Below are 21718 nucleotides of genomic sequence, written 5' to 3' on the forward strand. Positions count from 1 at the left end.
CACATAATTAACTTGTATTCTGAATCAAAAATTGATATAATAACAAAATAAGATATGGCATGTAGGGCACATCCGGACAAGGGTGTGTCCTACATAGGCGTATGAAGGTAAATGATAGACTGTGTTGAATTAAGGACATATTTGTGATATAATTTCGTATTGTATTCCTTTTAGGATACCCGGTCATATTTATTTGATGCGTGAAATATGACATTGCCTTCTGCAAACAGGAATTTTAAGGAGTGGCTGTAGTGACAAACTATGTGATTAAGCGTATCGGCTATGCGCTTTTGACGATTTTTCTGATTTCCGTGATCACCTTTGCGCTGATGAACATGATACCCGGAGGCCCGTTTTTAAGCGAGAAAGCGGTTTCGCCGGCGACGACTCAGGCTTTGACAGTAAAATACGGACTGGATAAACCGAAGTATGTGCAGTACTTGAATTATATGAACAATCTGCTGCACGGTGATTTCGGTCTGTCCATCAAACAGACGGGCAGAACCGCCAACGATATTATTTTTTCGACGTTTCCCGTTTCGGCCAGGCTTGCCGGGATCTCGATTTTACTGGCGCTGATTCTGGGTGTGACGATGGGTTCCGTGGCAGCGCTGAACAGAGGGAAATGGGTCGACAGCCTGCTGATGGTCATTTCTACGATGGGAATTGCCGTGCCGGGTTTTGTTGTCGCGTCTTTTCTGCTGATTACGTTCGGCGTAAATCTGCACATATTGCCGACGCTCGGTTTAAAAACGCCGCTGCATTATATCATGCCGGTTGCGGCGCTGTCGTTTTATCCCACGGCGTATATTACGCGCCTGATGCGTTCCAGTATGCTGGACGCGCTCAATCAGGACTACATACGCACGGCGAAGGCGAAAGGCGTAAGTAAATTTTCCATGCTGTTCAAGCATGCGCTGAGAAACGCGATCATTCCGGTAATCACGTATGTCGGCCCGCTGCTTGCCTACACGATGACCGGAAGCTTTGTGGTTGAGAAAATATTTACGATTCCGGGTCTGGGCCGTGAATTTATCAACTGTATTACCGGCCGCGATTATCCGATGGTGATGAGTACCACTCTTTTCCTCGCCATCTTACTGGTTTTCATGAATGTGCTTGTGGACATTTGTTACAAACTGGTGGATCCAAGAATTAAACTGAAGTGAGAAGGGCAGAAAAAGATGTTGGAAGATATAAAGCTCAAAAAGAATCCCTTTAGCCTCCAGCTGAACGCAGACGACTTTTTGCCTGCCAGCTCGGATGAAAAAGAATCCTTGGTTGTGATGCGCGAAAGCACAACCTATTGGAAAGACGCAATGCAGCGTTTTGCTAAAAATAAAGTGGCCATGGTCGCAATGATTGTTATTTTGCTCATTCTGATCTTTGCGTTTATTGTTCCTAATTTTTACCCGTATCAATATGACCAGCAGATCCGCGGCAGCGAAGATCTGACGCCGATGCAGTACTCGGAGATGGAGTTGAAAAGCATTTCCCAGGGGGAGAGCGTTTTTCCGCATATTTTCGGTACGGACAGCTTCGGGCGCGACCTTGGTATCCGCGTGATGATCGGCGCCAGGATTTCCCTTCTGGTCGGCTTGATTGCCAGTGCGCTGGTCCTTTTGATCGGCAGCATCTACGGCGCGATTGCCGGCTACTTCGGCGGCAAGGTCGATATGATCATGATGCGTATCGTGGATATTATTTACTCTGTGCCGGATATGCTGATTATTATTCTTTTGCAGGTAACATTGAAAACGCCGCTGACTCAGCTGTTCGACAGCAATCCCGCCTTTGCGGGGCTGCAGAAAATCGGCGTCGGGCTGATCAGTATTTTTATTACCTTCAGCCTGCTGTACTGGGTCGGCATGGCCCGTATCGTACGCGGCCAGATCATGACGCTGAAGGAACAGGAATTTGTTACGGCGGCAAGGGCGCTGGGCGCTTCCAACCGTCAGATTATTTCGAAGCATCTGCTTCCGAACTGCATCGGGACGCTGATCGTCACAACGACCCTGCAGATTCCTTCCGCGATTTTTACGGAGGCCTTTCTGAGCTACCTTGGGCTGGGCGTCGCGATTCCCATGGCCAGTCTTGGTTCGCTTGCTTCCGACGCGCTGGGCGGAATCAACGCGTTTCCTTACCGTTTGATTATTCCGTCCCTTGCCATCAGCCTGATTATTCTGTCATTCAATCTCTTCGGCGACGGCCTGAGAGATGCGTTTGATCCGAAGCTTAAGAAATAGGAGATTTGAAAATGAGTTCAAATTGCTTGCTTGACATAGAAAACCTTCAAGTTTCCTTTTTTACCCCCGCCGGAGAGGTAAAGGCCGTCAGCGGCGTATCCTATACGCTTGACCACGGCGAGGTGCTTGGAATCGTTGGAGAATCCGGAAGCGGAAAAAGCGTTTCCGCTTACACCCTGATGGGAATTATTGCCGACCCCGGAAAAGTGGTGGGCGGCACCGTTGAGTTCAACGGACACCATATCGAAAAAATGAAAGAAAAAGAGTTCCGGAAAATGCGCGGCAGCGAAGTCAGCATCATTTTCCAGGACCCGATGACCTCCCTGAACCCGGTCTATACCATCGGGAGCCAGCTTACCGAAATGCTCCGTCTGCACACGGATAAGAGCAGGGCGGAGTGCAGGGCGAGGGCCGTCGAGCTTTTGGCTCTGGTCGGTATGAACGAGCCGGAAAAACGCATGAAGCAGTATCCGCACGAATTTTCGGGCGGAATGCGCCAGAGGGTGATGATCGCCATGGCGCTGGCGTGCGAGCCGAAGCTGCTGATTGCCGACGAACCCACCACGGCGCTTGACGTTACCATTCAGGCGCAGATTCTGGAACTGATGGTGGAGCTGAAAAAGAAAATCAACATGTCGATTATTCTGATTACGCACGATTTGGGCGTCGTTTCCGACGTTTGCGACCGCATTGCGGTCATGTACGCCGGCAAGATCGTTGAAATCGGCAGTACGGACGATATTTTTTATAATCCCAAGCACTGTTATACGGTCGGTCTTTTGAACTCCGTCCCGAAAATCCACGAGCAGGGGCACGAGAGGCTGATTCCGATTGAAGGAACCACCGTTGACTTGCTGTATCCTCCGGCGGGCTGCCCGTTTGCTTCCCGCTGCGACAGGTGCATGAAAATCTGCCTCAGGCAGATGCCGGAGTTTACCGAGATTTCTCCGGGCCACAAAAGCGCCTGCTGGCTCTTGCAAAAAGAGCAGTTTGAAAAAGCCGGGGAGGGAAACACAAAATGAGCGAAAAGCTGTTGGAAGTTCAGCATCTTCAGCAATATTTTCCGGTAAACGGAGGTATATTCAAGACAAATTATGTGCAGGCTGTTGATGACGTCAGCTTTTATATCAATAAGGGAGAAACCTTGGGACTGGTCGGAGAAAGCGGCTGCGGAAAAACGACGACCGGCAGAACCATCCTGCGGCTGTATGAGCCGACCGGAGGAAAAATTATCTACGACGGGGTGGACGTCACGCATGTGGACTTTGCCCCTTACCGTAAAAAGATGCAGATCGTTTTCCAGGATCCTTACGCGTCCCTGGACGCCCGCATGACGGTCGGCGACATTGTCGGTGAGCCGATCGATATCCACAATCTGGCTTCCAGCCGTAAGGAGCGCAGCGACAGGATCCTTTCCCTGCTGGAGCGTGTGGGCCTGAATTCCGAGCACGCAAACCGCTATCCCCATGAGTTTTCCGGCGGACAGCGCCAGAGGATCGGCATTGCACGCGCGCTGGCGGTGAATCCGGAATTTATTGTGTGTGACGAACCGATTTCCGCGCTGGACGTTTCCATACAGGCGCAGGTCGTCAATATGTTTGAGGATCTGCAGCAGGAGCTGGACCTGACTTATCTGTTTATCGCCCACGATCTTGCGATTGTAAAGCATATCAGCAACCGGATCGGGGTCATGTATCTGGGAAAGCTCGTCGAGCTTGCGGACAGCGATTCGCTCTATGACCACCCGATTCATCCTTACACGCAGAGCCTTCTTTCCGCGATCCCGATTCCGGACCCGAAGATGAGCCGCGCGAAAAAAAGAATCGTGCTTGAGGGCGACGTACCCAGCCCGCTGAATCCGCCTTCCGGCTGCCGTTTCAGGACCCGCTGCCCGTACGCGACGGAACAGTGCGCGGCCGAGGTGCCGGAATTCAAGGAATATGAAACGGGTCATTTTGCGGCCTGTCATCGTATCGGGGAGTTTTAACAGGTTTTAATTTGCGCTGCAAATTGAAATAATAAAGAAGAGAAAATAAGAAAGAAATTGGAGGGATTTTTATGAAAAAGAAAATTGTTGCCCTCGTTCTTGCGATGGCGATGATGGGTTCCGCCTTTGCAGGCTGCGGAAACGGCGCAGCCGTCTCCTCTGCCGCAGGAGGAACAGGCAGCACGGTGCCGGCCAGTCAATCGCTGAGCGTCAGCCTCGGCGCGGAACCGGCCACGATGGATCCTGCCCTGAACCAGGCGGCGGACGTTACCACCGTCATGAACCATCTGTTTGAAGGACTTACCCGCTATTCACCCGATCACACGATTATCAATGCGCAGGCAAAAGAGATCAAAAAGAGCGACGACCATAAAACGTATACGATCACGCTCCGTGACGACATTAAATGGTCTGACGGCAAGCCGGTGACCGCGGGCGATTTTGAATACGCCTGGAAGAGAGTGGTCGATCCGAAAACAGCTTCCCAGTATGTTTATATTTTTGATCCGGTTCTCAACGCGAACGAAATTGCCGCGGGAAAAATGGATAAAGATAAGCTGGGTGTCAAGGCTACGGATGACAAGACACTGGTCGTGACCCTGAGGGCCCCGTGCGCGTATTTTGAAGAGCTGCTTTCCTTTACGGCTTATTTCCCGGTCCGTAAGGACATTGTCGAGGGGAACGATACTTGGACGCAGGACCCGAAAACCTATATTTCCAACGGTGCTTTCAAGCTCAAGGACTGGAGCCACAAAGAGAGCATTACGATGGAGAAGAACCCGAACTACTACGACAAGGATAAAATCAAACTGGATACCTTGAAATTTGTGCTGCTGGAAGACGATTCGCCGAGGCTTGCCGCTTACCAGAACGACGAAATCAGCTTCTGCTACACCATTCCGGTGGAAGAGATCGCCACCTGGCAGGATAAGCCCGATTTCAAAATTCTGCCGGATCTGAGCACAAACTACTGCATCTTTAACTGCGAGAAGAAACCTTTTGACGACATAAAAGTCAGAAAAGCCTTCTCCCTTGCGATCGACCGCAATTATATTGCCGATAAGATCACGAAGAAAGCCCAGGCTCCCGCCGGCGCTTTTGTTCCGACCGGTCTTCAGGACGAGGACTCCTCAAAAGAATTCCGCGATGTCGGAGGAGATTACATTTCCATCAAGGCGGAAGATTATGAGAAGAATGTAGCCGAGGCGAAAAAGCTTCTTGCGGAAGCCGGTTATCCGGACGGCAAGGGCTTCCCGTCCGTTGAGTACGTCACCAATCCCGCTTCCATGAACAATGCGCTCGCCGAAGCTTTGCAGAATATGTGGAAGACCGAGCTGGGTGTGAACGTCACGATTTCCCAGCAGGAGTGGTCCGTGTTCCTGGATACCCGCAACAAGGCTAACTTCCAGATCGCCCGCGGCGGATTCGGCGTTGATTTCAATGACGCAGTTTCCATGCTTGATCTGTTTGTAACCGACGGCGGCAACAACAGCGGTAAATATTCCAACCCGGAATATGATAAGCTGATTGAGCAGATCAAAGCAACGGACGACAACAAAGTCAGAATGCCGCTTCTGCATCAGGCTGAGGATATTCTGATGCGTGATATGGTGGTTGCGCCGACGACCTATCGTACCCGTATTGTTCTGTTGAACCCGAAGGTGAAGGGATACTATCAATCCCCGATGGGCTTCGACTATTTCATGTATGCTTCTGTAGAAGGCTGATTCATTCAAGTGCTTTTAAGCGTTCCCGTTTTACGGGGACGCTTTTTTGCACAATTTTATCTCTATTTGAATGATTTGGATAGGTTATACTGCACCAGAACAAAATTTTACTGGTTTAAAGCGATAGTTAGCCAATGGATTTGCAATATTAGTAATTCGATATTTCATTTATATACGACGGAAGTTTAAAAAGCAAATAAAAACTGTTAATTTTTACGATTTTATAAAATAAAACGAATAATTGTAAATATGTAGTTGCAAATATGTTTCATCAGTAGTATAATCAAAAACATTAGAATATTAAGGTCAGGGCATAAAGCGGGGTTGTTTCGGCAACTCGGCTTGTAGTATAAAAATGCGAAGAGACTATTTTACTTGGGAGGTAAAACATGATGAAAAAGCGTTTATTGGCAGCTGTTTTGGCGGCTGTAATGCTTTCTGCTTCTGCAACAGGCTGCGCTCAGGGAGGCGGGAACACGGATTCTGCGGCTGCGGGCAGTGCCGCTGCGGCTGGTGAGACAATTAAAATCGGCGGACTTGCACCGCTGACCGGAAACGTATCCGTTTACGGTATTGCCACAAATAACGGCGTTAAGCTGGCTGTAGATAAGATCAATAAAGCCGGCGGCGTTCTTGGAAAGCAGATTGAATACATCTCCTACGATGAAAAGGGCGATGCAATCGAGGCCGTCAATGCTTACAACAAGCTTGTACAGGATGATCAGGTAGTTGCTCTGGTTGGCGACGTTACCTCTAAACCGACCATTGCCGTTGCGCAGAAAGCGGTAAAAGACGGCCTGCCGATGATTACGGCTACCGGCACCGCGGCGGACATTACAAAGGCCGGCGACAATATCTTCCGCGCCTGCTTTATCGATCCGTTCCAGGGTGAACTGATGGCTGCCTATGCGGCTCAGAAGCTCGGCGCAAAAACCGCCGCCATCATCTATGACAACGGCGACGACTATTCCACCGGCGTTGCAAATGCTTTTGAAGCTGCTGCGAAGGAAGCCGGCATGACCATTACCAACAAAGAAGCCTATCAGAGCGGCAGCGTTGATTTCAAATCACAGCTTACAAAGATTAAGGCCGGAAATCCCGACGTCGTTATGGTTCCGGTTTATTATTCCGACGTAGCGCTGATTGCCGTACAGGCGAAGGATATCGGCCTGAGCGCAAAACTCCTTGGCGCGGACGGCTGGGACGGCGTTCTCGAGAAGATTGACAAGAGCAACCTCGACGCTGTGAAGGACTGCTATTTCTGCAGCCAGTACTCCGCCGAAAGCTCCGATCCCGATCTGCAGGCTTTCCTGAAAACCTACAAGGAGTCCTACGGCGCGGATGCAAACATGTTTGCCGTTCTGGGCTATGACGCCATGGGCATGATGGCCGCCGCAATCGAAAAGGCCGGTTCCACGGATTCCGACAAGATTGTCGAAGCGCTCAAGGGCATTGAGTACAAGGGCCTTACCGGCAACACCACATTTGACGAAAACCGCAACCCGGTCAGAGAAGCTGTCATTACGACCATTGCGGACGGAAAATACAAATTTGTAGAGAACTTTAAAAAGTAAGTTTGCCCCATTCTATTTAGGAATCAAAAGGGGAAAAGAGGGTGAAGAAATTCGCCCTCTTTTCGGGTTTTCTGCGGACAATATCAGTGTTTCAATTAAATGCAGGAGGGTGCGGTTTATGGATTTCTTTTCGCAAATCATCAACGGTCTGGGCATCGGCAGTATTTACGCGCTGGTCGCCCTGGGCTACAGTATGGTTTATGGGATCGTACAGCTGATCAACTTTGCGCACGGCGATATCATTATGGTAGGCGCTTACGTCGTATTTGTTATCTTGATTATGATGAATCTTCCCCTGTGGCTTGCGGTGCTGGGTTCGATTCTTTTCTGCGGGCTGATCGGCGTCGTGATTGAGCGCGTAGCATACCACAGGCTTCTGGTCCGGGACGCACCCAGAATTTCTCTGCTGATTACGGCGATCGGCGTCAGCATCTTTTTACAGAACCTTTTCCAGCTGCTGTTTGGTTCGGACGCGAAATCAATGCCGAAAATGTTTTCCTTCAGCCCGCTGCAGATCGGCGAACTGCAGATTACCTCGTCCACGGTCCTGAATATTCTGGTATCCGTCGTCATGATGGCGGGGCTGCAGCTTATGGTCAGCAAGATGAAGATCGGCAAAGCGATGCGCGCGACCTCTGAAGACGCGGGCGCCGCCAAGCTGATGGGCATCAACACAAACACCACCATCGCCTTTACATTCGGCATCGGCTCGGCTTTGGCTTCCGCGGGCGCGGTGCTCTACTGCAACACATATCCGCAGATTAAGCCGATCATGGGCGGTCTGCTGGGCCTGAAGGCGTTTGTCGCCGCCGTGCTCGGCGGAATCGGCAGCATCCCCGGCGCCATGCTGGGCGGCTACCTGCTGGGCGTCGCCGAAAGCCTGACGAACGCCTATATCAGCAGCAACCTGACGGATGCCGTGGTATTTGGAATCCTGATTATCGTCCTGCTGGTAAAGCCCGCGGGTCTGCTCGGCAAAAATACAAGGGAGAAGGTGTAACGAATGTTGGGTATTTCAAGAAGAAAAAAGATTTCTTACGTTGTGAATCTGGCAATCGTTATTCTTCTGTATGTGGTCTTTACCATGCTGATCCGCCAGGGCGTTGTGAACAGCTATTATTCCGATATTATCAACATGATGTGCATCAACATCATTATGGCCGTCAGTCTGAACCTTGTGACCGGCCTGCTGGGCCAGCTGGTTCTGGGCCATGCGGGATTCATGCTGGTGGGCGCGTACGCCGCGGGCCTGTTCACCCTTCACTCCGGGCTTCCGCTTCCGGTCGCGTTCCCTATCGCGCTGGTGCTGGGCGGCCTGGTCGCTGCGCTTTTCGGTGTCATCATCGGCGTGCCTGCCCTGCGCCTGAAAGGCGACTATCTGGCGATTATCACCCTGGGCTTTGGGGAAATCATACGCGTGATCGCCAACAATCTTACCATTACCAACGGAGCGAAGGGCCTTTACGGCATCGACTCCCTGAACTCTCGCCATAACCTGACGGCGATGTTTACCTATATGTTCTTTATCGCCGTCCTGACCATCTTTATCAGCTTTACTTTCGGGACTTCCCGCCACGGCCGCGCCGTCATTTCCATCCGCGAGGATGAAATTGCCGCGGAGGCCTCGGGCATCAACACCACCTATTACAAGCTGCTTGCGTTTATTCTGGCGGCGTTCTTTGCCGGTGTGGCGGGCGGCCTTTACGCGCACCAGATCGGCCTGATCGACCCCTCAAAGTTCGATTTCAACCGTTCGGTGGAAATCCTTGTGATGGTTGTGCTGGGCGGCATGGGCTCGATTACGGGCTCCATTATTTCCGCGGGCGTGCTTACCGTTCTGCCGGAAGCGCTGCGCGGGTTTGCCAGCTACCGTATGCTGCTTTACTCCATAGTGCTGATCTGCGTGATGCTGTTCCGTCCTACCGGGCTGCTGGGCCGCAGCGAATTTTCGCTGATGAAAACAGTGGATAAAATCAAAGGTGCTGTAAAAGGGAAAAAGCAGGACCCGGCTTCGAATAAGGAGGGCTAACCGATGTCTGTACTGGAAACCAAAAATCTTGGAATTGCTTTCGGCGGCCTTCAGGCCCTTGAGGATGTGCATTTCTCCATCAACGAAGGGGAGATTATCGGCCTGATCGGGCCGAACGGAGCAGGCAAAACCACCGTTTTCAACCTGCTGACCGACGTTTATATGCCGACGAAGGGCGTGATTGAGCTTGACGGAAACAACATCGTCGGTAAAAAGACCTATCAGATCACTCAGAACGGGATTGCGAGGACCTTTCAGAATATCCGTCTGTTTAAGGACGCGACTGTGATTGACAACGTAAAGATCGCGATGAACAGCCAGATGAAGTACTCCGTTCTGGCGGGGATGTTCCGCCTCCCCTCCTACCGTAAGGAGGAAAAGGCGGTTTCCAAACGCGCGCACGAGCTTTTACAGGTTTTCAGCCTCGACGAGCATGCGCACGATCTGGCGAAAAATCTTCCCTACGGCAAGCAGCGCAAGCTGGAAATTGCCCGTGCGCTCGCGACCAATCCGAAGGTCCTGCTCCTTGACGAGCCTGCGGCCGGCATGAACCCGACCGAGACCATGGAGCTGATGGAAACCATCATGCTGATCCGTGATAAATTCAACGTTGCGATCCTGCTGATTGAGCACGACATGAACTTCGTCATGGGAATCTGCGAACATATTGTGGTTCTGGACTACGGCAGGATTATCGCGGAAGGTACCGCGGAAATGGTGCGCAACGATCCGAAAGTGATCGCCGCGTATCTTGGAGGTGAGTGATATGGGAGTTATGCTGTCGGTAAAAAATCTGGATGTTTTCTATGGATCCATCCATGCCATTAAAAATATTTCATTTGAAGTGCAGGAAGGGGAAATCGTTACCCTGATCGGCGCGAACGGCGCCGGAAAGACCACAACGCTTCATTCCATTTCCGGACTCATCAAGCCGAAGAACGGCGAGATCACCTTTATGGGCAACGATCTGCGTACGACGGAGCCTCATAAGATTATTAAGCTCGGGCTGGCTCAGGTCCCGGAGGGAAGACGTATTTTCTCCAAAATGACCGTGCTCGAAAATCTGGAGATGGGCGCGTATATCCGCAATGACGGTGATAAAATCGAGGACGACTTTGAAAAGCTGTTTGAGCGCCTGCCCCGGCTGAAAGAGCGCCGCAGACAGATTGCCGGTACGCTCAGCGGCGGGGAACAGCAGATGCTCGCAATCGGACGCGCGCTGATGTGCAATCCGAAAATGCTTCTGTTGGACGAACCGTCCATGGGCCTTTCCCCGCTTCTGGTGAACGAGATATTCAGCATTATCCGGGATGTAAACCAGTCGGGCGTCACCGTCCTGCTGGTCGAGCAAAACGCGAAGAAGGCGCTGGAAATCGCCAACCGCGCCTACGTTTTGGAAACGGGCGCGATCGCCATGGAGGGCGACGCGGATGAGCTTGCGAATGATGAGAAGGTCCGCAAGGCTTATCTGGGCGGCTGATGTGAAAAGGCGGAAGCAGAGCTTCCGCCTTTTTTATGTAGCAATCGCTGTAAGCGAAGTGGTGGGATAATACCACGCCAGAATCTGTTTGTAGGTCGACCCCTGCGAAGCCATGTAATCCGCGCCCACCTGGCTCATGCCGACGCCGTGTCCGTATCCTTTTACCACAAAGGTAAAAACATTGTCCTTACAGGTAAGGGTGAAGTTTGCCGAACGCAGCCCGAACGCGTTGCGCGCGTCGTTGCCCGTTACGGAGACCCCGCCGATTTCTATGGTTTTTACGGAACCCGCGGTGGTGCGGCTGACGGCGCCGACCCATTTGGCAGCGTCCGTTCCAAAGCTTGCCTTCGGCGCTGCTTTCAGGGCCGCCGCTTTGAACTGGTCGGCGCTGAGCGTGACCGTGGTCTGGTACCCGCCGGCGAATACATCCCCGGGGCTTGCGACGGAGATCAGATAGCTGCGCTTCCCGCCCCAGATGTCTTCGGAGGTTTCCGTCCTGCCGGAGGAAATGGCATAGTAGGTCGCATCGGCAAGATCATTCCCGCTTTTGAGTACCTGCCCGTATACGGCGTTTACCACCTGCGTAAGCTTGTTGTAGTATTCGTCGAACTTGGTTCCCCAGCGCTCCTGCATCTGCGTTTTGGTGACGTAAATCTGCCATCCCTGTGTGTCCGCGGAAAAATCCGCGCCCTTCAGCGAGGCCGTGGGGCTGGCCCTTTCCTGTGTACGCAGACGGCTGTAATAGGTGTATGCGGCGACGCCCTGCGCTTTCAGCGCTTCCGGCTGGGATTCGGGAGACATTTCGGTGACGATCGCGCCGTAGAGAAAATCCCGGTCGTTTACCGTCAGGACCTGATTGCTCTTGGTATCGAGTATCTTAAATTGGGCCGTATTCTGGGCTGCAGGCGCGCTGCTTTGCGGTGTCTGGGATACGGGCTGGGACTGCGGTTTTGCCTGTGGCTGCTGGCCGGACTGTACGGCGGACGAGGAACTCCTGGAGCTCGGCTTGTCTGTCTTGTCCGGAATTTTCGCACCCATGGATAAAAACGGGATCAGGAACATTATCAGAAAAAGCAGAAGTCCCAGTAAGGTTTTGCCTTTCATTTTCAACCACCATTCTTCCGTGCAGTATCAAATTGGCTGATAAGCGGCTGAGTTTTGCACGGAAAATCTCAGCGGCCTATCTGCGGTTTGGCTGGTCCGTTTTCTGAACAGGAAAGCTACCGTATTACATTTTACATGAGCATATTAAAGATTATTCATAAAATTATAAATATATTTCATTGAAGGCGGAATTTGACATAAAAATGAAATTTTTAAATATTTTTGCTGCAAAATCAGTGATTCTGCAATGCGAGGTTACTTGACTTTGATTTCGCGGTGATATATATTATATACTAAAGTGTTGATAGGAGATATTGGCGTCGCCGTCGGTTCTTCCATGCGGAGCGGGACGGCTTTTTTTATTGAATTTGCGTGGGGAAATGGTGTACTGATATGGCAGAAATTGTACTTGAGCAGGACAATCCGGGCCTGAAGAGCCTGTGTGACGAGTTCAGGGCGAACAATAAAATTCCGCAGGACAAATTTGAATTATATCAGGTCAAGCGCGGCCTGCGCAACCCGGACGGCACGGGCGTCATGGCGGGCCTTACCACGATCTGTAACGTACACGGCTATTTGATTGCGGACGGTGAGCGCATCCCGGACGAGGGCAAGCTTACCTACCGCGGGATCGACCTTCGGGAGATCGTGGAAGGGTGCCTTGCGGAAAAGCGTTTCGGGTATGAGGAAGTCGCTTGGCTTCTGCTTTTCGGCGAGCTGCCGAACGCGCAGCAGCTGCAGACCTTCTGTAAAACCCTGAACAGCTACCGCGAGCTTCCGGAATATTTTGCGGAAGATATGATTATTAAGGCGCCGTCCAAGAATATTATGAATAAGCTGGCGCGTTCCGTGCTGGCCCTGTATTCCTACGACGACAATCCGGACGACACCTCCCTCCAGAATAACATGCGCCAGGCCATCCAGCTGATTGCGCGGATGCCCACCATCATGACGTATGCCTATCAGGTGAAGCGCCGTCATTTTGACAAGCAGAGCATGTACTTCCATCCCATTGATCCTTCCCATTCCACGGCGCAGGCCATCTTAAACGCGATCCGTCCCGACCGCATGTTCACCGATGAGGAGGCAAAGCTGCTCGACCTGTGCCTGATTCTCCACGCGGAGCATGGCGGCGGCAACAACTCCACCTTTACCGCGCGCGTGCTTTCCTCCACCGGCACGGATATTTATTCCGCCATCGCGGCCGCGATCGGTTCCCTGAAAGGCCCCAAGCACGGCGGCGCCAACCACAGGGTCATGATGATGATGAACGAGATCATGGAGAATGTGCATAACTGGGAGGACGAAACGGAGCTCGGAAATTACCTTGAAAAAATCGTCCGCGGGGAAGCCTGCGACCGTTCCGGTCTGATTTACGGCATGGGGCACGCGGTTTATACGCTTTCCGACCCGCGTGCGGTCATCCTCAAAACAAAAGCCCGCAGGATGGCCGAGGAAAGAGATATGCTTCAGAAATTCGAGCTGTTCGAGCGGGTGGAAAAGCTCGCGCCGGCGGCTTTTGCGAAGGTCAAGGGGGAGATGAAGGTCATCTCCGCCAATGTCGACTTTTATTCCGGGCTGGTTTACGAGATGCTTGGGATTCCGAGCGACCTGTTTACGCCGCTTTTTGCGATTTCCCGTATTGCGGGCTGGTGCGCCCACCGCATAGAGGAGATGGAGACCTGCGGCAGGATCATGCGCCCGGCGTATCGTTCCCTGTCGAAGAGCAAACCGTACATATCCCTTGACAAACGAAACGCAAAGTAAGATTGGAAGGACAGAACATCATGAATATTAAGAATGCCTGGATTGTGTTCGCAGTTGCCCTGCTGATTACGCTGCCAACCAGAATTTATCAGATCCTGTTTCTGATGGATCAGGATACCGGCTTTTATATCGACGGCATGAAGACGACCGCGTTTGTTTCCGCCGGCCTTGCGGCGGGGGTCCTTCTGCTGGTCCTGATGTGCTTCCTGGATAAAAGGAAAAAGCCAAAGTACAGCCCGATCAGAAGCCTTCCGGCGGCGGTATTCGGCACCCTGGCCGGACTGGGGATCATCCTGCAGTACGCTGTCGGCATTTTCACCTCGGCCGAATCTGAAAATCCCGTTCCTTCCGTTCTTCTCGCGCTGATCGGTATTTGCGCGGGCGGGGTGATCATCCTGACCTCCTATCAGTTCGCGACGGGCGGCAACACCTTTGAACACCACCCGCTTCTGGCGCTGCTTCCGTCCGTATGGGGCTGTGCCAGCCTTGTTTCGCTGTTTATCACCTATGTGGCGGTCGTTAATGTCTCGGAAAATATCTACGACACGTTCGCGGTGATCTTTCTGCTTTTGTTCCTGTTCGCCCAGGCAAAAATGTTCGCGCGCATAGAAGATGAAAAAAGTGGGAAAATGGTCTATGTATTCGGCCTTCCGGCGGCGCTGCTTTTGCTGGCCACCGGAATTCCGGGCACGGTAATGCTCCTTTTCAATCTCCACAGCGCCGGTACTTTCCCGGCCGGGCTGTATCCGGTGAATGTTTTGTTAGCGCTGTACGTGGTGCTGTTCCTGATCCAGTACGCTAAGATCGGGGAGGACAAGCCCCAGCCTGACGATGAGCTTCCGGCGGAGGAACCCCGGACCGGCGCGGCTGTAAGCGAAGCGGCGGACAATGCGGAGGACGAACAGCCCGACGGCGTTCTGAAAGAAGAAAGCTGTCTGGAATTTCTGGCAAAAGCGTACCACAGTCAGGAGCAGTTCTGTGAAAGGATAAAAAGTCCTTTTCGTGGGAATTAAGATGAAAAAAGTTAGTTAAAATTATGTCAGATGACTTGTAAAATATCTTAAAATGCTATAAAATAGGAATAAGAAAGATTAAATTTCAGGAGGTATATTTTTATGTCTGTTAAGATTGGCATCAACGGGTTTGGCCGTATCGGCCGCCTGGTCTTCCGTGCAGCTGTCGCTCAGCCGGAAACATTTGAAATTGTCGGTATCAATGATCCGTTTATTGACGTTGACTACATGGTTTACATGGTGAAATACGACACCATGCACGGCCACTTCAAGGGTGACATTGCTGCCGAAGACGGCAAGCTTGTTGTAAACGGCAGAAAGATCAGTGTCTTTGCCGAAAAGGATCCTACCCAGATTCCGTGGGGCAAAGCAGAAGCCGAGTATGTTGTAGAGTCCACCGGTGTGTTCTGCACAACCGAGAAGGCTTCCGCCCATATTACAGCCGGCGCAAAGAAGGTTGTTATTTCCGCTCCCGCAAAGGATAAGGAGACCCCGACTTTTGTCTGCGGCGTTAACCTCGACACTTATACAAAGGACATGAAGGTTGTTTCCAACGCATCCTGTACCACCAACTGTCTTGCTCCTTTGACGAAAGTAATCAACGACAAGTTCGGCATTGTGGAAGGCCTTATGACGACCGTCCATTCCACCACCGCCACCCAGAAGACCGTTGACGGTCCTTCCAGCAAAGACTGGAGAGGCGGCCGCGCCGCAGCCGGCAACATCATTCCTTCCTCCACCGGCGCCGCAAAAGCATGCGCGCTTGTTATTCCTGCAGTCAAGGGCAAACTGACCGGTATGTCCATGCGTGTTCCCACACTGGATGTTTCCGTTGTCGACCTGACCGTCAGCCTTGCAAAACCGACCACCTATGAAGAGATCTGCGCAGCCGTTAAAGAGGCTTCCGAGAACGAAATGAAGGGCATCCTCGGCTACACTGAGGACGCGGTCGTTTCTTCCGACTTCCTCGGCGATCCCCGCACTTCCATCTTTGACAAGAACGCCGGCATCATGCTGAACGACCACTTCGTCAAGCTCGTATCCTGGTACGACAATGAGTGGGGCTATAGCAACAAGGTTCTGGACCTGATCAAGCACATGAATGTCGTCGACCATAAATAATTTACCTCATGGCTGAAATCTTTTGAATGCCAAGCACCCCAAAGCGGGCAGTTGCCCGCTTTGGGGTGCTTTCTTTATCGGCGGCCATCCGGCTGTTACCCGCACAGGGAGATTTTCAGCTTTGCCCGGGGCTTTCTGCAAATAAAAAAGGAATGTCCGCTGACCGCGCGCAACATCCCTTTTATTTTCCAGATTGACAGGAGGCCGGCTTCACTGCTTGCTGAAGCTCATGACGACCGATTTGCCGCCGGAAACATTGCCTTGCCCGCATTCGAGATTTCTGACCGCGTCAAGATTGGTGATGATACAGGGGGAAATCGTGCTGTAGCCCTTTTCCGCGATTGCCTGAATATCCATATCCATTACTTTTTCCCCTGCGGCGACATGCTGACCGACCTCTACATGGCAGGTGAAGCCTTCGCCGTTCAGTTTTACGGTGTCGATTCCAAGATGAACCAACACTTCGACCCCATCGTCGCTTTCTATTCCGATTGCGTGGAGCGTATGCGCAATTTGTACAATTGTTCCGGACACGGGCGAATAAACCCCGTTTTCCGAAGGAAGGATTGCAATTCCGTCGCCTAATATTTTATCGGCAAATACAGGGTCCGGTGCTTCGGTTATTAAAATTGCTTTTCCGGTTTGTTGAGCTAAAATGGTTTGTTTCTTATTTCTGCCGAATAATTGCATGATAGACCTCCGATGTTGATTTCAACGAATGAAAATAATAAAGATCGTTTCCCTCCCCCGAAAGGGGGAGGGAAACGAAAAGAGAGGAATCAGGCCGTCGCGTGGTCGTGGCCGGGGAGGTATTTCTTCATTGCGTCGACCAAAAGCTCCGCCTTTGTGCCGACGATGACCTGGGTAACCTGGGTTCCTGCTTTCATGACGCCGGAAGCGCCGAGAGCTTTGAAATCTTTTTCATTCAGCTCCTTGTTGCTGACAAGGGTCAGGCGGATGCGGGTGATGCAGGAATCGATCTCCTTAATATTCTCTGCGCCGCCGAGCGCCGCTATGTATTGCTTCGCAATACGATCGAAGCCCTGATCCTCAACCAGCGCGGAGAAGCTGCTGGTTTCCTCGTCGTCTTCGCGGCCCGGTGTTTTCAGGTCGAATTTCTTGATGCAGAAGACGAACAGGAAGAAGTAAACAACGGCGAATACAAGGCCGACCGGGATAATCATCCAGCCGTTTGCCGCCTTGGTCCAGTTGATGAGGTAATCGAAAAGTCCCGCCGAGAAGGTGAAGCTGTCGCGGATGCCGAGCATGTTGCAAATCACCAGCGAAAGGCCTGTCAGAGCGGCATGCAGAACAAAGAGGAGGGGCGCGAGGAACATGAACATGAATTCGATCGGTTCTGTTACGCCGGTCAGGAACGCGGTCAGCGCGACGGAGAAAAGGGCGCCGCCGACAATTGCTTTATTTTCTTTCCTGGCGCATACATACATGGCCAGGGCAGCCGCGGGAAGCGCGAACATCATGATCGGGAAGAAACCGGCGGTAAATACGCCGCCATGGGGGTCGCCGGCGAAGAATCTCCACAGATCGCCGGAAACGGTTTTGCCGTCCGCGCCCGTGTAGGTGCCGAAGTTAAACCATACAGCCGTGTTCACAACGTGATGCAGGCCGAAGGGCAGAAGCAGTCTGTTCAGTATGCCGTAGATGAATTCGCCGAGTCCTCCGCTGCCGGTCATCCAGTTCGCGGCCGTGTCCAGACCCTTTTGGAAGGTCGGCCATACGGTACCGAGCAGCCCGCCGATCACAAGGGAGAACCCGCCCGTGACGATCGGAACGAAACGTCTGCCGCCGAAGAACGCGAGCCAGTCGGGCAGCTTGGCGCTGTGGAACCGGTTGTAGCACAGCCCGGCGATGACGCCGGCGATGATTCCGCCGAAATGCGCCATGTTGATTTCGGTGATTCCTTCGGGTAGGCCCGCCGCCGGCATGAAAATGCTGCCGATCTGCAGGGCGTGGTTGACGGCCTGGCCGGCCGCGTTGAGTATGAAATAGGCGACCGCTCCGGCCAGACCCGCGGCGCCGTTATTGTCTTTCGCGAGACCTACCGCAATACCGATTGCGAATAAGAGGGGAAGGTTGCTGAACAGGGCGTCCCCGGAATTCGCCAGAAGGGGAATATTGAGCATGTCGCCCTGCCCCAGCCTGAGAAGAAGACCCGCGATCGGCAGCGATGCGATCGGCAGCATCAATGCCTTGCCAAGTTTTTGGAGTGCCGCTAAAACCTTTTGCATTGTTTTTCCTCCTAAAAAGTATTTTGAATCGAGTTCCCTCGAATCGGTCACAACTGTTTCACCTTTTCAATATCGACCGCGATAAAAGCGATCGCGTCCTCGCTGAGCTGGACGTCCATCTCCTCGTAAATCATTTTCGCGACCTGCAGCGCCGTTCGGTAGGAATCGAGCATGCTCAGCTTGACCTGCTGGTTGAGCTTCATGACGATCGGATTGCGGTTGACGGTCAGCGTAACCAGACAGTGCAGGGAAAGCAGAAAGCTTTTCGCGGGCGCGTGGGTGTTGTCAAGCCTTTTGTCGATGGCGTTTTCCACCATGATGAGTATTTCGCTGTAGACGCGGGTGCTTTTCATGGCGGAACGGATGTGCCGGTTCTTCCTGGCGGAGTAGAGGTGGAGCGCAATAAAGCCTGTCTCGCCGTCCCCGATTTCCACGCCGATCCGCTCCTTGATGATTTCGGCCGCGATCTGTGCGATTTCGTATTCCCTGCTGTAAAGGATCGCGATCTCGCCGCAGAACGGATTGTCGATCGGCAAACCCATATGTAAGCACTCTACCGCGAAGGTGATATGATCCAGTAAGGCGCCGTAAAGCTTGCTGTTGTCAATGTGAAGCCTTTCGCGCGCCACCTCTACAATTTCTCTGGTGACCTCCTCCACCTGCCGGACCTGGGAGTCGATCTGTTTCAATTTTGCGGAATTGACGCTGTCGTCATGGATATAAAATATTTTCCGGTCCTCCGCATCGTCCTGAATTTTTTCTCCTGCCCTTTTGCCGAAGCCGATTCCTTTGCTCATGAGGACAACCTGATTTTCTTCTTCGTCCCGGGCAAGGACCGCGTTGCTGTTTAAAACCTTAGCTACCCTGTAATTCATTTACATCCCCTCAACTTGAATTTTGATTGAAACGGCGGCCCGCTCCGGGCGGACGGCGGCAGGTCTGTATACGCCGAGTGGGAGGAGGAGCCGCGGGCCGATTTCGTCAGAATTCTCACAGAAAAATAAAAGGCATAAACTGCCATGAAATTTAAAATTCCATGAAAGTTTATGCCTGATCGAATCAGTTACACACTCTTAATATTCTTTTAACAACTTCTATTATACCGATCACGAAGGATTTGTCAATATAAAATTTAAATTAAATACATAAATTTTATTCTCAATTCCATATTCATTGTTGAATATGACTATTTTCTTAAGCAATTTTTAATTCTTATGCACAATCATTTACCGGAAAAACCGTTCGGAAAATGCAGGCCGGCAGTCCGTCAGCTTCTTTCGTTGTTACAGCTGAAAACAAGGTAGTTTTATAACAAAATAACTAAAATTATTAAATTTATAACATGTTTATTACAAATAATTTACTAAAGTATTGATATTTTGGGAAATTGTGATATGATAAATTCAAGCATAAAAGGAACGATGAAACCCAGAAGGGAGCTGTTTAAAATGCAAAAGGAAACTGCATCAAATAACGGAAATCTGCCGCTTTATTTGTTCCATCAGGGGACCAACATAAAAGCTTATGAATTTCTGGGAGTACATAAAGCAGAAAAAGACGGAAAAGAGGGCATGGTCTGCCGTGTTTGGGCGCCGAATGCCGCGGGGATTTCCGTAGCCGGGGACTTCAACGACTGGCAGCCGGGGGATTATCCCATGGAAAAAATCAGCGACGGCGTCTGGGAGTGCTTCCTGCCGTTTGTCATGCGGCAGTATCAGGCCTACAAATTCTGTGTGACCGGCGCCGACGGAAAACAGACCTTCAAAAGCGACCCCTATGCCTATCATTTTGAAACGCGTCCGGGCAACGCCTCCAAATACTATGATATTGAGGGCTACAACTGGAACGATACCGCGTGGATGAAGCATAAGGCGGTGAAAAAGCATTACGGCCAGCCGGTGAATATTTACGAGCTCCACGTCGGCTCCTGGAGAAAATATCCGGACGGCAACGCGTTTTCCTACGATAAGCTTGCCGACGAACTGGTTCCCTATGTAAAAAGCATGGGTTATACGCATATCGAGCTGATGCCGATTACGGAGCATCCGTTCGACGGCTCCTGGGGGTACCAGGTCACGGGATATTTCGCCCCGACGTCGCGGTACGGGGAGCCAAAGGAATTTATGAGCTTTGTGGAAAAGTGCCACAGGGCGGGAATCGGTGTGATCATGGACTGGGTGCCGGCCCATTTCCCCAAGGACGAGTCCGGCCTGGCCCGGTTCGACGGTACGCCCTGCTACGAGTACGGCGACCCTCGCAAGGGCGAGCACAAGGAGTGGGGGACGCTGGTTTTCGATTACGGGCGCAGCGAGGTAATCAGCTTCCTGATTTCCAGTGCGGTGTTCTGGCTCGAAAAGTATCACATCGACGGAATCCGCGTTGACGCGGTCGCATCCATGCTGTATCTTGATTACAGCCGTAAGGACGGGGAATGGATTCCGAACAAGAACGGCGGCAAGGAAAATCTGGAGGCGGTCGCTTTTCTTCAGAAGCTGAACGAGTCCGTGTTCGGCCTTTTCCCGGACGTGATGATGATCGCGGAGGAATCCACCTCCTGGCCGATGGTATCCAAGCCGACGTACTGCGGAGGGCTGGGTTTCAATTACAAATGGAATATGGGATGGATGAACGACATGCTTCATTATATGTCGCTTGACCCGGTCTACCGCAAATTCAATCACGACAATATAACCTTTTCGTTCTTTTATGCGTTTTCGGAAAACTTTATTCTGCCGATTTCCCATGATGAGGTCGTTTATGGGAAGCGGTCCCTGATTGAAAAAATGCCGGGTGACGAAGCGCAGAAATTCGCGGGCGTGCGGGCGTTTATGTGCTATATGATGGCGCATCCCGGGAAAAAGCTGATCTTTATGGGGACCGAGTTCGGCCAGCGCAACGAATGGAATTACGAGCAGGGCCTCGACTGGCTTCTGCTGAACAAGCCCGAGCATCAGGTGCTGAACGATTTCTTCAAAAGCCTGAACCATTTCTATCTGGAAACCGCGGCCTTGTGGGAGGTCGATTTTTCCTGGGAAGGCTTCTCATGGATTTCCAACGACGATTACACCCAGAGCGTCATCGCGTTCCGCCGCATTGACAAGTCGGGAAATGAGGTGATTGCCGTCTGTAATTTCCTGCCCGTAGAGCGCACCCCCTATTCCGTCGGGGTGCCGTTTGAAGGAATCTATACGGAAATCTTCTCTTCCGACCGGGCTGAATTCGGCGGGAGCGGAATCACGAACGGCAGCAGCATCCATTCCAGCGCAAAACCGATGCACGGGTTCGAGCAGTCCGTTGAGCTGACGCTTCCCCCGCTTTCGGTTCTCTTTCTGAAATGCCGCCGCAAGGCAAGAAAAACCGCAAAACCCGAGGCGCTTACACAAAAAATAAAAACGACACGCAAAGCAGAAAAAAAATAAA

At 51.8% G+C, this 21718-nt stretch carries 18 protein-coding genes; 14 read left to right on the top strand and 4 right to left on the bottom strand.

The genetic code is table 11. The annotated features are described in order from the left end of the window. Positions 1-251: 251 nt before the first annotated feature. The 10 genes from ACRQV7_RS04400 to ACRQV7_RS04445 all read left to right on the top strand — a co-directional run bounded on the left by ACRQV7_RS04400 (position 252) and on the right by ACRQV7_RS04445 (position 11043). A complete protein-coding gene (locus ACRQV7_RS04400; RefSeq protein ID WP_444659612.1) occupies positions 252-1169 on the top strand; it encodes an ABC transporter permease in 918 nt (305 codons plus the stop codon). 15 nt (positions 1170-1184) lie between these two features. After that, positions 1185-2246, top strand: coding sequence for an ABC transporter permease (locus ACRQV7_RS04405; RefSeq protein ID WP_444659613.1), 1062 nt, complete (start codon positions 1185-1187; stop codon positions 2244-2246). Positions 2247-2257: 11 nt separating this feature from the next. Next, on the top strand, positions 2258-3268 hold the full coding sequence (locus ACRQV7_RS04410) for an ABC transporter ATP-binding protein (protein ID WP_444659614.1): 1011 nt from the start codon (positions 2258-2260) through the stop codon (positions 3266-3268). Next, complete coding sequence (locus ACRQV7_RS04415; RefSeq protein WP_444659615.1) at positions 3265-4233, top strand: ABC transporter ATP-binding protein; 969 nt, start codon at positions 3265-3267, stop codon at positions 4231-4233. The genes ACRQV7_RS04410 and ACRQV7_RS04415 overlap by 4 nt, the downstream gene beginning before the upstream one ends. A gap of 71 nt (positions 4234-4304) precedes the next feature. After that, positions 4305-5960, top strand: a complete 1656-nt coding sequence (locus ACRQV7_RS04420) for a peptide ABC transporter substrate-binding protein (protein WP_444659617.1) — start codon at positions 4305-4307, stop codon at positions 5958-5960. Between the two features lie 389 nt (positions 5961-6349). Beyond that, positions 6350-7534 carry an ABC transporter substrate-binding protein gene (locus tag ACRQV7_RS04425; protein WP_444659618.1) on the top strand — a complete coding sequence of 395 codons (1185 nt, stop codon included), beginning with the start codon at positions 6350-6352 and terminating at the stop codon, positions 7532-7534. A 118-nt stretch (positions 7535-7652) separates the two neighbouring features. Next, the gene (locus tag ACRQV7_RS04430) at positions 7653-8534 is read left to right on the top strand and encodes a branched-chain amino acid ABC transporter permease (protein WP_275712972.1); all 882 of its coding nucleotides are present in this window, start codon (positions 7653-7655) and stop codon (positions 8532-8534) included. A 3-nt stretch (positions 8535-8537) separates the two neighbouring features. Next, a complete protein-coding gene (locus tag ACRQV7_RS04435) occupies positions 8538-9563 on the top strand; it encodes a branched-chain amino acid ABC transporter permease (RefSeq protein WP_444659619.1) in 1026 nt (341 codons plus the stop codon). Between the two features lie 3 nt (positions 9564-9566). Next, positions 9567-10328: an ABC transporter ATP-binding protein gene (locus ACRQV7_RS04440; RefSeq protein WP_444659620.1), complete on the top strand. Its 762-nt coding sequence runs from the start codon at positions 9567-9569 to the stop codon at positions 10326-10328. A gap of 1 nt (position 10329) precedes the next feature. After that, positions 10330-11043 (top strand): ABC transporter ATP-binding protein, encoded by a 714-nt coding sequence (locus ACRQV7_RS04445; RefSeq protein ID WP_275712970.1) that lies wholly within the window; start codon positions 10330-10332, stop codon positions 11041-11043. A 33-nt stretch (positions 11044-11076) separates the two neighbouring features. Here ACRQV7_RS04445 and spoIID read toward each other — a convergent pair whose 3' ends face one another. Continuing rightward, on the bottom strand, positions 11077-12147 hold the full coding sequence (gene spoIID, locus ACRQV7_RS04450) for a stage II sporulation protein D (protein WP_444659621.1): 1071 nt from the start codon (positions 12145-12147) through the stop codon (positions 11077-11079). Positions 12148-12540: 393 nt separating this feature from the next. Between spoIID and ACRQV7_RS04455 the strand changes: the two genes are divergently transcribed. The 3 genes from ACRQV7_RS04455 to gap all read left to right on the top strand — a co-directional run bounded on the left by ACRQV7_RS04455 (position 12541) and on the right by gap (position 16049). Continuing rightward, the gene (locus ACRQV7_RS04455; RefSeq protein WP_444659622.1) at positions 12541-13914 is read left to right on the top strand and encodes a citrate/2-methylcitrate synthase; all 1374 of its coding nucleotides are present in this window, start codon (positions 12541-12543) and stop codon (positions 13912-13914) included. 20 nt (positions 13915-13934) lie between these two features. Continuing rightward, positions 13935-14927, top strand: coding sequence for a hypothetical protein (locus ACRQV7_RS04460; protein ID WP_444659623.1), 993 nt, complete (start codon positions 13935-13937; stop codon positions 14925-14927). A 102-nt stretch (positions 14928-15029) separates the two neighbouring features. After that, positions 15030-16049, top strand: coding sequence for a type I glyceraldehyde-3-phosphate dehydrogenase (gene gap / locus ACRQV7_RS04465; protein WP_444659624.1), 1020 nt, complete (start codon positions 15030-15032; stop codon positions 16047-16049). Between the two features lie 210 nt (positions 16050-16259). Here the strand turns inward: gap and ACRQV7_RS04470 are convergent, their stop codons facing one another. The 3 genes from ACRQV7_RS04470 to ACRQV7_RS04480 all read right to left on the bottom strand — a co-directional run bounded on the left by ACRQV7_RS04470 (position 16260) and on the right by ACRQV7_RS04480 (position 19173). Beyond that, a complete protein-coding gene (locus ACRQV7_RS04470; RefSeq protein ID WP_444659625.1) occupies positions 16260-16739 on the bottom strand; it encodes a PTS sugar transporter subunit IIA in 480 nt (159 codons plus the stop codon). A gap of 89 nt (positions 16740-16828) precedes the next feature. Continuing rightward, on the bottom strand, positions 16829-18298 hold the full coding sequence (nagE, locus tag ACRQV7_RS04475; protein ID WP_444659626.1) for an N-acetylglucosamine-specific PTS transporter subunit IIBC: 1470 nt from the start codon (positions 18296-18298) through the stop codon (positions 16829-16831). 47 nt (positions 18299-18345) lie between these two features. Beyond that, on the bottom strand, positions 18346-19173 hold the full coding sequence (locus ACRQV7_RS04480) for a PRD domain-containing protein (RefSeq protein WP_444659627.1): 828 nt from the start codon (positions 19171-19173) through the stop codon (positions 18346-18348). A 573-nt stretch (positions 19174-19746) separates the two neighbouring features. Between ACRQV7_RS04480 and glgB the strand changes: the two genes are divergently transcribed. After that, on the top strand, positions 19747-21717 hold the full coding sequence (glgB, locus tag ACRQV7_RS04485; RefSeq protein ID WP_444659628.1) for a 1,4-alpha-glucan branching protein GlgB: 1971 nt from the start codon (positions 19747-19749) through the stop codon (positions 21715-21717). Position 21718: the final 1 nt, after the last annotated feature.

It is taken from the genome of Caproiciproducens lactatisolvens, assembly GCF_052443335.1.
Classification (GTDB): domain Bacteria; phylum Bacillota; class Clostridia; order Oscillospirales; family Acutalibacteraceae; genus Caproiciproducens.